We start from the raw sequence: 12318 nt of genomic DNA, 5'->3' as shown, positions 1-12318 counted from the left end.
TCCACCGTGGGCTGAGCGGCCGGCCTCACCGGCTCTTCTGGGAGGCGAGGCTCTTGGGGCTGGAGCTCTTGAGCGACTTCCCGCGTCCGGAGAGGCTCGGGTTCGTCATGAAATACTTGTGCGCGTTGAAGGGCTTGTCGTCCTTCCTTGGCGCGATCCTGCGGCTCGACCCGTCCTGCAGCACCTCCCAGCTCTGCTCGTTGTCGAGGAGGTTGGCCTGCATGATCTGGTCCAGCACCTGCTGGTGGACGGTCGGGTTGAGGATCGGCATCAGCGCCTCGACCCGGCGGTCGAGGTTGCGCTGCATCAGGTCCGCCGACGAGATGTAGACATGCGCCTTGGCGCTCGGCAGGCCGTGGCCGTTGCCGAACGCGTAGACGCGGGAGTGCTCCAGGAAGCGCCCGACGATGGACTTCACGCGGATGTTCTCCGACAGTCCCTTGATCCCGGGCCGCAGGCAGCAGATGCCGCGCACCACCAGGTCGATCTGCACGCCCGCCGCGCTGGCGTCGTAGAGCGCATCGATGATGACGGGGTCGACGAGGGCGTTGCACTTTCCCCAGATCGCGGCCGGCCGGCCCGCTTTCGCGTGCTCGATCTCCTCGGCGATGTGCTGCAGCAGCCGCTTCTTGAGCGTCAGCGGCGACACCGCCATCCGCTCCAGCTCCGCCGGCTCGGCGTAGCCGGTGATGAAGTTGAAGATGCGCGCCACGTCGCGCGCGATCACCGGGTCGGCCGTGAAGAAGCTGAGATCGGTGTAGATGCGCGCCGTGATCGGGTGGTAGTTGCCGGTGCCCACGTGGCAGAACGCCATCAGCTGCCCTGCCTCGCGCCGCACCACCATCGAGAGCTTGGCGTGCGTCTTCAGCTCGATGAAGCCGAACACAACCTGCACGCCCGCCTTCTCGAGATCCCGCGCCCAGCGGATGTTCGCCTCTTCGTCGAAGCGGGCCTTGAGCTCGACCAGCGCCGTCACCGACTTGCCGGCCTCCGCCGCCTCCGCCAGGGCCTTGACGATCGGGCTGTCGGACGAGGTGCGGTAGAGCGTCTGCTTGATGGCGATGACGTTCGGGTCGCGGGCGGCCTGGTGGAGGAACTGCACCACCACGTCGAAGGACTCGTAGGGGTGGTGGACGATGATGTCCTTCTGCCGGATGGCCGAGAAGCAGTCGCCGCCATGGTCGCGGATGCGTTCGGGGAACCGGGGGTTGTAGGGCGTGAACTTGAGATCCGGGCGCTCCAGGCCCACCAGCTGCGACAGGTCGTTGAGCGCCAGCATCCCCTCGACGAGGAAGAGCTCGTCGGCGGGCACGTCGAACTCGTCGGCCACGAAGTTGGCGAGGCTCTCGGGCATCGAGGCCTCAACCTCCAGGCGGATGACCGAGCCGCGGCGCCGCTGCTTCAGCGCCGTCTCGAACAGCCGCACGAGGTCCTCGGCCTCCTCCTCGATCTCGATGTCGCTGTCGCGGATGACCCGGAAGCCCCCGAGGCCGCGCACCGTGTAGCCGGGGAACAGGCGCCCGGTGAACAGCGCGATGGCCTGCTCCAGCGCGATGAAGCGGGCCGCGCCGGTCTCCGCGATGTCGGGCAGCCGGATGAAGCGGTCGATCCGGTTCGGCATGCGGATCAGCGCATTGAGCGTGCGCCCGTCGGTGGGACGGAACAGCTCCAGCGCCAGCGTGAAGCCGAGGTTCGGGATGAACGGGAACGGATGCGCCGGGTCGACGGCGAGCGGCGTCAGCACCGGGAAGACGTGCAGGAGGAAGTAGTCGTCGAGCCAGGCGAGCTCGGCCTTGGTGAGCTGCGGGCCGTCGACGAGCACGAGGCCCACCTCCAGCAACTGGTCGCGCAGCTCCGTCCAGCGGCGCTGCTGGTCGCTCGCCAGCACGGAGACGGCGTCGGCGATCCTGGCCAGCTGCTCGGCCGGCGTCAGCCCGTCCTGCGAGAGCTGGGCGACACCCGTCCGGACCTGACCCTTCAGGCCCGCGACGCGAACCATGAAGAACTCGTCGAGGTTGTTGGCCGAGATCGAGAGGAACCGCAGCTGCTCGAGAAGCGGATGGCTGCGGTTCGAGGCCTCCTCGAACACGCGGCGGTTGAAGTGGAGCCAAGACAGCTCCCGGTTGAAGAACCGGTCGGGCGAATGGCGCAGCTCGTTCGGGGCCGGCGTCCCGGCCGCCGGGACCGGCGCCGTCGTCTGCGTGCCGGCCTTGCGGGCCACCGCCTCGTCCTTGAGTGCCACGGGTTCCTCCCTCGGGCAGCGCCGCCGCCGCGGTGCGCCTTGTCTCAGGACATCACGACAGAACAACGACGGGGCGCGGTCAAGCCTGAGCCGCGCCGTCAGGGTCCCGTGAAGCCGCCAGCGCCTCGGCCGCGAGCGCCCGCGTGATCCGCCGCCCGCGCTCCAGTCCCAGGCGGTCCAGCCTGTCGACGACCTCGCGCGCCTGCGCGATCGACCGGTCGAGGTGCAGGGCGAGATAGTCGACGACGCTGATGTCGACGACGAGCTGGCGCTCCACGAAGAGCTTCACCAGCACGGCGCGCAGCAGGCCGTCGTCCGGGCTTTCCAGCGCCACATGGGGTGCGAGCCGCAGCCGCGACAGCAGGTCGGGCGTCACGAGCCCCCATTCGTCGGGCTCGCGGCGGGCCGTCAGCAGCACGGAGGTGCCGCGCTCGCGCGCGAGGTTGAGCAGGTGGAACAACGCCGCCTCCCCGCCCCCGGCGTCGTCGCAGTCCTCGACCACGAGCGCTCCGGCCGAGACGAGCCGCGGCACGTCCTCGTCCCGCAGCATCCGGCGGGACACCCGCCAGGCATGGGCGCGCGCCGCCCAGATCGCCGCGCAGTGGCTCTTGCCGGAGCCCGGCGGCCCGGTGAGCACCAGCACCGGGTCGGGCCAGGCCGGCCACGCCTCGAGCGCGGCATACGCCGCCTCGTTGGAGGCGCTGACGAGAAAGTCCTCGGCATCGAGCCGGTCCTGGACCGGCAGGTCCAAGGCCAGCTGCCGCGGCGTATCGGACATGGGACGCCCCGATCCGCTTCAACCATCCGTCTCGGGACCGGGCGCCGGCAGGGACGCGCCGTCCGAGTACAACCGGCTCGACAGATATTGCCGCAGCGCGAAGCGCGCCAGCACCCCCACCGTCGCGGCGAGCGGCACGGCGAGCAGCAGTCCGACGAACCCGAACAGCGAGCCGAAGGCGAACAGGGCGAACATCAGCCACACGGGGTGCAGGCCCACCGCCTCGCCGACGAGCTTGGGCGACAGGATGTTGCCTTCCAGGAACTGGCCCGTGAAGAACACCGCCAGCACGGCGCCGATCATCACCGGGTCCGGCCAGAACTGCACGATCGCCACGCCCGCCGACAGCACGAGCCCCGTCATCGACCCGACATAGGGGATGAAGGTCAGGAACCCCGCGAGCAGCCCGATGACGAAGCCGAAGTTGAGGCCCACCACCGAGAGGCCGACGGCGTACCATGTGCCGAGGATGAGGCAGACCATCGCCTGCCCGCGGATGAAACCCGCGATGGCGGCATCGATCTCGCGGGCAAGGCCGCGGATCGTCTCGCGGTGGCGCAGCGGCAGCCAGGAGTCGACCGTCGCGATCATGTGGTCCCAGTCGACCAGGAGGTAGAAGGCGACCACAGGCGTGACGACGACGAGCGACACGACGCCGACCAGCGCCTGGCCTCCCGTCCACAGGCGGGTCAGCACGTCGCCCAGCCACGTGGCGCCGCGGCTGATCACGCCGCCGAGCTGGCCCTGCAGGTCGGAGAGCGACGGGTTGATGCCGAGCTTCTCCAGGTAGGGCATGCCGCGGTTGGCCAGCAGCTCCTGCAGCGACTTCGTGTACTCGGGCACCTTGGCGATGAACCGCATCAGGTCGGAGCCGACCACCGGCACGACGACCAGCAGCGCCACCACGAAGAGCAGAACGAACACGCACAGGATGAGCAGCGTGGCCCAGAGGCGGCTGAACCCGATCTTCTCCAGCCGGTCGGCCAGCGGATCGAGGAAATAGGCGAGGACGAGCCCCGCGACGAAGGGGAGCAGGATGTCGCTGAAGAGCCACAGGCCGAGGATGGTGGCGACGAGCGCGCCGATCCAGAAGCCGACCTGCCGTTCGAGCGCCATCGCCCTGCCCCCGCCCGCCGCGGACGACGCCTCAGGACGTCATGTGCCGCAGCCACTGACCGAGATAGGCGGCGGCGGAAGCGATCGTCAAGGCGGCGACCACCACCAGGAGTTCCCACTGGAGAACGTAGTCCTCCAGATTGAACGCATGCGCGCCCAGCGCCAGCCCCGCGAGGCCGATCTGGGCCGCCGTGTTGATCTTGGAGAGGCGGGACGGGTTGATGGCCACCGGATTGTCCAGCAGCCACGACAGGACGACCGCGCCCATGATCATGATGTCGCGCGACACGACGACGATGGCGAGCCAGCTCGGAAGCACCCCGACGATGGCCAGGGTGACGTAGATCGAGACCAGCAACGCCTTGTCCGCCAGCGGGTCGAGATAGGCCCCGAGTTCGGAGCGCATGTCGAAGCGCCGGGCGATGTAGCCGTCGATCGCGTCCGAGACACCCGCGAGCACGAAGGCAAAGAAGGCGAGCTGCCAGTTCTGGCGCGCGATCATCGCCACGACGAAGGGCACGAGGAACAGCCGGCCGATGGTGATGATGTTGGGCAGGTTGACCGGCAAGGCGACGACTCCTCCACCACGAAATGTAGGACGGCCCGTCGCGTTGTGCGAGACGGCTTGCGCCGTCCCGGCGCCCGGCTTACTCCCACCGGGACAGGAGGGCTGCCGATGGCCGAGACACCCCGGAACGGGCTGACCTACGCGGACGCGGGCGTCGACATCGATGCCGGCAATGCGATGGTGGACGTCATCAAGCCGCTCGTGCGGGCCACGCGACGCCCGGGGGCCGACGCCGAGATCGGCGGCTTCGGCGGCCTTTTCGACCTGCGCGCCGCCGGCTTCAAGGATCCGGTCCTGGTCGCCGCCAACGACGGCGTCGGCACCAAGGTGATGATCGCCATCGAGAGCGGCCGCCATGCCACGATCGGCATCGACCTCGTCGCCATGAGCGTCAACGACCTCGTGGTGCAGGGCGCCGAGCCGCTGTTCTTCCTCGACTATTTCGCGACCGGCAAGCTGGAGCCCGCCGTGGGGGCCGAGGTGGTGAAGGGCATTGCCCAGGCCTGCGTCGAGGCGGGCTGCGCCCTGATCGGCGGCGAGACCGCCGAGATGCCGGGCCTCTACAAGGCCGGCGACTACGATCTCGCCGGCTTTGCCGTCGGCGCCGCCGAGCGCGGGACGATGCTGCCCCGCCCGGACGTGCTGCCGGGCGACGTCGTGCTCGGCCTGCCCTCCTCCGGCGTCCACTCCAACGGCTTCTCACTCGTCCGGCGCATCGTCGCGGCGAGCGGTGCGAAGCTCGCCGATCCCGCGCCCTTCGATCCGTCGCGCTCGCTGGCGGACGCGCTGCTCGAGCCGACGCGGCTGTACGTGAAGCCGCTCCTCGCGGCCCTTCGCGCCACCTCCGGCATCAAGGCGCTGGCCCACATCACCGGCGGCGGCTTTCCCGACAACATCCCCCGCGTCCTGCCGGCCGAGGTCGCGGTCCGGCTCGACCTCGCCCGCATTCCCGTGCTGCCGGTCTTCCGCTGGCTGGCGCAGGCCGGCGGCGTCGCCGAGGCGGAGATGCTGCGAACCTTCAACTGCGGCATCGGGATGGTCGCCGTCGTGGCCGCCCCCCGCGCGGACGAAGTCGAGGCGGCGCTGCAGGCGGCCGGCGAGAAACCGGTCCGGCTCGGCTCCGTCATCCCCCGCGACGGCGGCCCCGCCGTGGTGACGGTCGGCTCGCTCAGCCTATGAGCGGCACCGGGCGGCGGCGCGTCGCCATCCTGATCTCCGGCCGCGGGTCGAACATGACGGCCCTGCTGGATGCGGCTCGCGACCCGGCTTTTCCCGCCGAACCCGTCCTCGTGCTCTCCAACCGGCCCGGCGCCGCAGGCCTCGACCGCGCTGCGGCCGCGGGGGTCGCGACGGCGGTCGTCGACCACAAGGCCCATGCCGATCGGGAAAGCTTCGAGCACGCGATCCAGCGCCATCTCGAGGACGCGCGGGCCGACCTCGTCTGCCTCGCCGGCTTCATGCGGGTGCTGACCCCATGGCTGATCGGCCGGTGGGACGGGCGGCTTCTCAACATCCACCCCTCATTGCTGCCGTCGTTCCGGGGCCTGCACACCCACGAGCGGGCGCTGGAGGCCGGCGTCCGCATCCACGGAGCGACGGTTCATTACGTGGTGCCGGAACTCGACGCCGGACCCATCATCGCCCAGGCCGCCGTGCCGGTGCTTCCCGACGACACCGCGGACACCCTGGCCGCGCGGGTGCTCTCAGCCGAGCACAGGCTCTACCCGCATGGATTGGCACTGGTCGCATCGGGCCGTGCCAGGCTCGTCGAAGGCCGCGTCGTCCTCGCCGATGGCGGCTACGCCGGTCCACCCTTGATCGCACCGTCTCCCGGCGCCTGAGGCGCGGTCGGAACGTCCGGATTGTGGCAGACCCGCCACGATCGCGCACGGATCAGGTCAAGGTTCCGCCGGCATTGGAGGCGGAACTGGACCCATGAAACGACGCGATTCGGGGTCCCCCATGACCGGCAGCAGATCGTCCTTCGGTGCCCTGCTCTGCGCGATGCTCGCGGTGACGCTGGGCCTCTATCTCGTCATCGACGGACTCAGCACGCCGCGGCCGGAGCCGCGCGTCGCCGTCTACAAGGCGAAGCTGCCCACCATCATCCGCTGATCGAGGCGCCTCAGCGGCTGCTGCGGATCACCTGGATCTCCAGGTCCCTGATCTTCTTGCGCAGCGTGTTGCGGTTGAGCCCGAGCAGCTCCGCGGCCTTGATCTGGTTGCCCCGCGTCGCCGCCAGCGCGGCGCCGATCAGGGGCTCCTCGATGTCCCTCAGGATGCGGTGATAGAGCCCGGGCGGCGGCAGGTCGCCCTTGAACTGGGCGAAGTAGTCGGCGAGATGCCGCTCGACCGAGCCCGACAGCGTGTCCTCGTGGGGATGGGCGTCCGCCTTCACCAGACCCGAGGGCGAGAGCGACGGCTCGGCCAGTTCGGCCTCGATCTGCGCCTCGCCGATCGTCTCCTGCGGATAGAGGGCGGCAAGCCGCCGAACGAGGTTCTCGAGCTCGCGGACGTTGCCCGGCCAGCGGTACTTCTTCAGCCGCTCGAGCGCCTCGCCGTCGATCTGCTTGCGCGGCAGGCCCTCCTTCTCGACGAGCGCGAAGAAGTGCCGCACGAGGTCGGGCACGTCCTCGGCCCGCTCGCGCAGCGGCGGCAGGCGCAGCGGCACGACGTTCAGCCGGAAGAACAGGTCCTCTCGGAACAGCCCCTGCTGGATCGAGATCCGCAGGTCCTTGTTGGTGGCGGCGACGATGCGCACGTTGGTGCGAATAGGCGTGCGGCCGCCCACGGTGGTGTACTCGCCCTGCTGCAGCACGCGCAGAAGGCGCGTCTGTGCCTCCATCGGCATGTCGCCGATCTCGTCGAGGAAGAGCGTGCCGCCTTCCGCCTGCTCGAAGCGGCCGGAGGCGCGCTGCAACGCCCCGGTGAAGGCGCCCTTCTCGTGGCCGAACAGCTCGCTCTCGATGAGATCGCGCGGGATCGCGGCCATGTTCACGGCGACGAACGGGCCCTTGCGGCGCTTGCCGTAGTCGTGAAGCGCGCGGGCGACCAGTTCCTTGCCGGTCCCGGACTCGCCGGTGATCATCACCGTCAGGTCCGTCTGCATCAGGCGGGCGAGTGCCCGGTAGATTTCCTGCATGGCCGGCGAGCGGCCCACGAGCGGGATGTCGTCCGGATGCTCGCTCTGGGGCGCCGTCACCGGCGCCTTGGGCCGCGACAGGGCCCGGGCCACGATGGCCATCAGCTCCTTCAGGTCGAACGGCTTCGGCAGGTACTCGTAGGCGCCGCGTTCCGACGCCTTGATGGCGGTCATGAACGTGTTCTGGGCGCTCATGACGATGATCGGCAGGTCGGGCCTGAGCTTCTTGATCCGCGGCAGGACGTCGAAGGCATTCTCGTCCGGCATCACCACGTCGGTGACGACGAGGTCGCCCTCGCCGGCCGCGACCCAGCGCCAGAGCCCGGACGCGGTTCCGGTGGAGCGGACCTCGTAGCCCGCCCGCGCGAGGGCCTGGTTCAGAACCGTCCGGATCGCTGCATCGTCATCGGCCACGAGAATGGTGGCATTGGCCATGTAATGGACCTCTATGCTTCGGAGGCGCGGCCGTCACGAGCCGCGTGCATCGGCATCAGCACGCGGAACGTGGTCCTGCGGGGCAGGGACTCGCATTCGACGACACCTCCGTGGTCGCCCACGATTTTCGCAACCATTGCAAGACCGAGGCCACTGCCCGAGGCCTTGGTCGTGACGAACGGATCGAAGAGGTTGCGCATGAGGTCTGGCGGCACGCCGGGGCCGTTGTCCCGGACGCAGAACTCCAGCGGCAGGCTCACGCGGTCGGGAGAGCCCGGCACGCTGATGCGCACGCCCGGGCGGAAGGCGGTGGTGAGCTCGATCTCCCCGTCGAGCGCGTCCGGCCCGATCGCCTCGGCCGCGTTCTTCACCAGGTTGAGGAACACCTGCACCAGTTGGTCACGGTTCGCCCAGACCGGAGGCAGCGACGGATCATAGGATTCGATAAGGCGTATGTGTCGGGCGAAGCCGCTGCCGGCCAGTCGCTTCACGTGCTCCAGCACGGCATGGATGTTGACGGCCTCCCGCTCGACCGGCCGCCCGTCGGCGAAGTGCTCGAACCGGTCGACGAGCTTCACGATGCGGTCGGTCTCGTCGATGATGAGGCGGGTGAGCATCCGGTCGCCGTCGCCGAGGCCACCCTCGAGAAGCTGGGCGGCGCCACGGATGCCCGACAGCGGGTTCTTGATCTCGTGCGCCAGCATGGACCCCAGCGCGCCCACGGATCGCGCTGCTCCACGATGCGTCAGTTGTCTGTCTATTTTTTCGGCAATCGTCCGTTCTTGAAGCATGATGACCATGGATTGGTCACCTTCGCCCGTCGGGGTGACGAAAACATCGACAATCCGGTCCGTCCCGGTGCGCGGCGTGCCGATGTCGACCCGGTACTCGTTCATGCTGCCGCCGCGCCGGCGCGCCTCGTCGACGAGCGCGATGACCGGCGATCCGAACGGCAGCAGGTCCGCGAGGCGGTTGCGCCGCAGGACGGAGCGCGACGCCTGGAAAAAGCTCTCGGCGCTGGCGTTGGCCTCGATGACGCGATTGCGCTCGTCGACCTGGAGCACCGGGAGTGGCAGCGCGTTGAGGATCGCGTCGGCGGAGGCGATCGGCGCGACAGTGTTCATGCGGCAAGTTCCCGTCGGGACGGATCGTAGAGGCGCGCGAGACCGTCGAGGACCTCCCGCGGCGCCACGCTGGTCACGAGCATGCGGCGCAGCGCCTCCGGAACGGCGAGGCCGGACGCGGCGGCATCGTCCGCATAGGCCGCGAGGTGCTTGCGGGCATGGCGGACCCCCACGTCGATCCCGTAGGCGGAGAGGAGGGACTCGTAGTGCTCCGCGGCGGCCGCCGCGCGCAGGCCGAAGTCCGGCTCGTCCGCCGCAGCAGCGCCGCCGCGCAAGCCGCGCGCAATGGCGCCGACCAGCCACGGCCGACCGGTCGCTGCCCGCCCGATCATCACCGCGTCCGCCCCCGAGGCCGCCAGCATGGCACGGGCGTCGGCCAGCGAACTCCCGTCGCCGTTCACGACGAGCGGAAGTCGCGTCGCCTCGCGCACGCGGCGGACGGCAGACCAGTCCGCCTGGCCCTTGTAGAACTGGCAGCGGGTGCGTCCGTGAACGGTGACCAGTTTCACCCCCGCCGCTTCGGCGCGGCGTGCCAGTTCGGGCGCGTTCAGGCTGTTCTCGTCCCAGCCCAGGCGCATTTTCACCGTGACCGGCCGCGATGTCGCCGCCACGGTGGCCTCGATGAGCGAGAGCGCATGGTCGAGGTCGCGCATGAGCGCGGAGCCCGCCATGCCGCCCGTCACCTTCTTCGCCGGGCAGCCCATGTTGATGTCGATGATCGCGGCCCCCGCGCCCTCGGCCACGCGCGCGGCCTCCGCCATCCATGCGGGATCGCAGCCCGCAAGCTGGACGACGTGGGGGTCGATCCCCTCCCCCTCGGCCCTGAGCCGCGCCTCCGCCGAGCCCTTCACGAGCTCGTCCGAAGCGACCATCTCCGAGACGACCAGCGACGCGCCGAAGCGGCGCGCGATCCGGCGCATGCCGGCGTCGGTCACGCCCGACATCGGCGCGAGAAAGGCCCGCCCGTCGATGGGCACGTCGCCGATCAACAGGGCCGGGGCGGAGCCGGTGTCACGCCGTCCGGCAGGCTCAGGGGGATATTGCATCATTTTTCAGCACGAACACGCAGTGCCTTTATCTTAGTCTTTTTTTGCAGCGCAACAACAAGCGCTGACGCGGCAATTCGACAGGGCCGGCAGTGGGAACACGCGCCATTTGACCGGCCGGGCGAGTTGCGCGACACGAAGGCGATGGACAATCCCCTTTCCGACGTCGCCGTGATCCTTGTCGCCGCCGGACGCGGCGAACGCGTCGGCGGCGCCGTCCCCAAGCAGTACCTCCGCCTCGCCGGCCGGATGATCCTCACCCGCAGCATCGAGGCGATGGCGCGGGCTGTTCCAGGCGGACCGCTGCTCGTCGTCTGGAATCCTGCCGACGCGGCCCTGTACGACGCGGCGGTCACCGACCTTCCGGCCGGCGTCCGGAAGCGGCTCGTGCAACCGGTTGCAGGCGGTGCCACCCGCCAGGCGTCCGTCCGCGCGGGGCTCGAGGCGCTGGAGCGCCTCGCCCCTGTCCCGCGCATCGTCCTGATCCACGACGCCGCCCGCCCCTTCGTCACGCCCGCGACGGTCTCGGCCGTCATGGCGGCGGCCCCGCGGGGCGGCGCCATCCCGGGAATCGCGGTGACGGACACGATCAAGCGCGTGGAGGCGGATGGGCGTATCGCCGAGACGCCCGAGCGCGGCCGTTTGCGCGCAGTCCAGACGCCGCAGGGCTTCCCCTTCACCCGCCTTGTCGACGCCCATCGCCGCGCGGCGGCCGCCGGCGTCACGACCCTCACCGACGACGCCGCCATCATGGAATGGGTGGGCGAAACCGTGGTCGTCGTCGAGGGCGATCCCGGCAACACCAAGATCACCACGACGGCCGACATCGCCGAGGGCGAGCGCCGCCTCGCCGGGAGCACAGGCATGACAGAGACCCGCGTCGGCTCCGGCTTCGACGTCCATGCCTTCACCGATGGCACCTTCGTCACCCTCGGCGGCCTGCAGATTCCGCACGATCGCGGCGTCCTCGGCCACTCGGACGCCGACGTCGTCCTGCACGCGATCACGGACGCGGTGCTCGGCGCGCTGGTCGACGGCGACATCGGCCAGCACTTCCCGCCCAGCGACCCGCAGTGGAAGGGCGCCTCGTCCGACCGCTTCCTCGCCTTCGCCGTCGAGCGCATGCGCCGGCGCGGCGGGCGCCTCGTGCTCGTCGACGTCACGGTCGTCTGCGAGGCCCCGCGCATCGGCCCGCACCGGGAGGCCATGCGCGCACGGATCGCCCAGATCTGCGGAATCTCCCCGTCCCGCGTCGCCGTGAAGGCGACGACCTCCGAGCAGATGGGCTTCACCGGCCGGCGCGAGGGCATCGTCGCTCAGGCGACGGCGACCATCGAACTGCCCCGCGTCGTCGACGAGGAGCCGCAGTGATGCTGGACGATCCAGGTCTCGAAGCCCGCGTCGCCGCCCTTCTCGGCCACCTGCGCACGCGCGGACTAATGGTGGCCACAGCCGAAAGCTGCACCGGCGGCCTCGTCGCCGGGGCCCTCACCGCCATCCCGGGCTCGTCGGATGTCGTCGACCGCGGGTTCGTGACCTACTCCAACGAGGCCAAGACCGACATGCTCGGCGTGCCCGCCGCGGTCATCGCGGCGCATGGCGCCGTGAGCGAACCGGTGGCCCGGGCCATGGCGGAAGGGGCGCTGGCCCGCTCCAGAGCCGGCGTCACCGTGGCCCTGACAGGCATCGCGGGCCCCGGCGGCGGCAGCCCCCAGAAGCCCGTCGGCCTCGTCCACCTCGCGGCGGCGCGACGGAGTGGCGCAACGCTGCATCTCGAAAGGCGCTACGGCGACCTCGGCCGGGCCGGCATCCGCGAGGCGGCGCTCCGGGACGCGCTCGACCTGATCGAGCAGGCGTCAGGCTGACG

Annotated in this window: 12 protein-coding genes; 5 read left to right on the top strand and 7 right to left on the bottom strand. The window is 70.2% G+C overall.

From position 1 onward, the window contains the following. Positions 1-25: 25 nt before the first annotated feature. From ACX9GQ_RS04635 to ACX9GQ_RS04620, 4 genes are all read right to left on the bottom strand, one after another. The gene (locus tag ACX9GQ_RS04635) at positions 26-2242 is read right to left on the bottom strand and encodes an RNA degradosome polyphosphate kinase (protein WP_459628365.1); all 2217 of its coding nucleotides are present in this window, start codon (positions 2240-2242) and stop codon (positions 26-28) included. 79 nt (positions 2243-2321) lie between these two features. Continuing rightward, positions 2322-3020 carry a P-loop NTPase family protein gene (locus ACX9GQ_RS04630; RefSeq protein WP_459628364.1) on the bottom strand — a complete coding sequence of 233 codons (699 nt, stop codon included), beginning with the start codon at positions 3018-3020 and terminating at the stop codon, positions 2322-2324. Between the two features lie 18 nt (positions 3021-3038). Then, complete coding sequence (locus ACX9GQ_RS04625) at positions 3039-4136, bottom strand: AI-2E family transporter (RefSeq protein WP_459628363.1); 1098 nt, start codon at positions 4134-4136, stop codon at positions 3039-3041. A 31-nt stretch (positions 4137-4167) separates the two neighbouring features. Beyond that, positions 4168-4704, bottom strand: a complete 537-nt coding sequence (locus ACX9GQ_RS04620) for a CDP-alcohol phosphatidyltransferase family protein (RefSeq protein ID WP_459628362.1) — start codon at positions 4702-4704, stop codon at positions 4168-4170. Between the two features lie 108 nt (positions 4705-4812). Between ACX9GQ_RS04620 and purM the strand changes: the two genes are divergently transcribed. The 3 genes from purM (at position 4813) to ACX9GQ_RS04605 (ending at position 6819) form a co-directional block, all read left to right on the top strand. Continuing rightward, entirely contained in the window at positions 4813-5883 is a 1071-nt protein-coding gene (gene purM, locus ACX9GQ_RS04615) for a phosphoribosylformylglycinamidine cyclo-ligase (protein ID WP_459628361.1), read from the top strand. Beyond that, positions 5880-6545 carry a phosphoribosylglycinamide formyltransferase gene (purN, locus tag ACX9GQ_RS04610; RefSeq protein WP_459628360.1) on the top strand — a complete coding sequence of 222 codons (666 nt, stop codon included), beginning with the start codon at positions 5880-5882 and terminating at the stop codon, positions 6543-6545. Before purM ends, purN begins: the two co-directional genes overlap by 4 nt. Before the next feature lie 121 nt (positions 6546-6666). After that, on the top strand, positions 6667-6819 hold the full coding sequence (locus ACX9GQ_RS04605; protein ID WP_459628359.1) for a hypothetical protein: 153 nt from the start codon (positions 6667-6669) through the stop codon (positions 6817-6819). 10 nt (positions 6820-6829) lie between these two features. On the opposite strand, the gene ntrC is transcribed toward ACX9GQ_RS04605, so the two are convergent. Genes ntrC through dusB form a run of 3 tightly spaced genes read right to left on the bottom strand, consistent with a single transcriptional unit; the run spans position 6830 to position 10451 of the window. Further along, entirely contained in the window at positions 6830-8281 is a 1452-nt protein-coding gene (gene ntrC / locus ACX9GQ_RS04600) for a nitrogen regulation protein NR(I) (RefSeq protein WP_459628358.1), read from the bottom strand. Positions 8282-8292: 11 nt separating this feature from the next. Further along, positions 8293-9405 carry a two-component system sensor histidine kinase NtrB gene (locus ACX9GQ_RS04595; RefSeq protein WP_459628357.1) on the bottom strand — a complete coding sequence of 371 codons (1113 nt, stop codon included), beginning with the start codon at positions 9403-9405 and terminating at the stop codon, positions 8293-8295. Further along, positions 9402-10451, bottom strand: coding sequence for a tRNA dihydrouridine synthase DusB (gene dusB / locus ACX9GQ_RS04590; RefSeq protein WP_459628536.1), 1050 nt, complete (start codon positions 10449-10451; stop codon positions 9402-9404). The genes ACX9GQ_RS04595 and dusB overlap by 4 nt, the downstream gene beginning before the upstream one ends. A 144-nt stretch (positions 10452-10595) precedes the next feature. On the opposite strand from dusB, the gene ACX9GQ_RS04585 reads away from it, so the two are divergent. Further along, positions 10596-11822 carry a bifunctional 2-C-methyl-D-erythritol 4-phosphate cytidylyltransferase/2-C-methyl-D-erythritol 2,4-cyclodiphosphate synthase gene (locus ACX9GQ_RS04585; protein ID WP_459628356.1) on the top strand — a complete coding sequence of 409 codons (1227 nt, stop codon included), beginning with the start codon at positions 10596-10598 and terminating at the stop codon, positions 11820-11822. Continuing rightward, the gene (locus tag ACX9GQ_RS04580; RefSeq protein WP_459628355.1) at positions 11822-12316 is read left to right on the top strand and encodes a CinA family protein; all 495 of its coding nucleotides are present in this window, start codon (positions 11822-11824) and stop codon (positions 12314-12316) included. The genes ACX9GQ_RS04585 and ACX9GQ_RS04580 overlap by 1 nt, the downstream gene beginning before the upstream one ends. The last annotated feature ends 2 nt before the right edge of the window (positions 12317-12318 follow it).

This window comes from Alsobacter sp. R-9 (genome assembly GCF_054612375.1).
This window is presented reverse-complemented; position numbering and strand designations above follow the sequence as displayed.

Bases quoted from the DNA above. Each gene is read 5' to 3' on its own strand.
- purM (WP_459628361.1), top strand. From the start codon at position 4,813: ATGGCCGAGACACCCCGGAACGGGCTGACCTACGCGGACGCGGGCGTC.
- ACX9GQ_RS04625 (WP_459628363.1), bottom strand. From the start codon at position 4,136: ATGGCGCTCGAACGGCAGGTCGGCTTCTGGATCGGCGCGCTCGTCGCC.
- ACX9GQ_RS04630 (WP_459628364.1), bottom strand. From the start codon at position 3,020: ATGTCCGATACGCCGCGGCAGCTGGCCTTGGACCTGCCGGTCCAGGAC.
- ntrC (WP_459628358.1), bottom strand. From the start codon at position 8,281: ATGGCCAATGCCACCATTCTCGTGGCCGATGACGATGCAGCGATCCGG.
- purN (WP_459628360.1), top strand. From the start codon at position 5,880: ATGAGCGGCACCGGGCGGCGGCGCGTCGCCATCCTGATCTCCGGCCGC.
- ACX9GQ_RS04605 (WP_459628359.1), top strand. From the start codon at position 6,667: ATGACCGGCAGCAGATCGTCCTTCGGTGCCCTGCTCTGCGCGATGCTC.
- dusB (WP_459628536.1), bottom strand. From the start codon at position 10,451: ATGCAATATCCCCCTGAGCCTGCCGGACGGCGTGACACCGGCTCCGCC.
- ACX9GQ_RS04585 (WP_459628356.1), top strand. From the start codon at position 10,596: ATGGACAATCCCCTTTCCGACGTCGCCGTGATCCTTGTCGCCGCCGGA.
- ACX9GQ_RS04580 (WP_459628355.1), top strand. From the start codon at position 11,822: ATGCTGGACGATCCAGGTCTCGAAGCCCGCGTCGCCGCCCTTCTCGGC.
- ACX9GQ_RS04595 (WP_459628357.1), bottom strand. From the start codon at position 9,405: ATGAACACTGTCGCGCCGATCGCCTCCGCCGACGCGATCCTCAACGCG.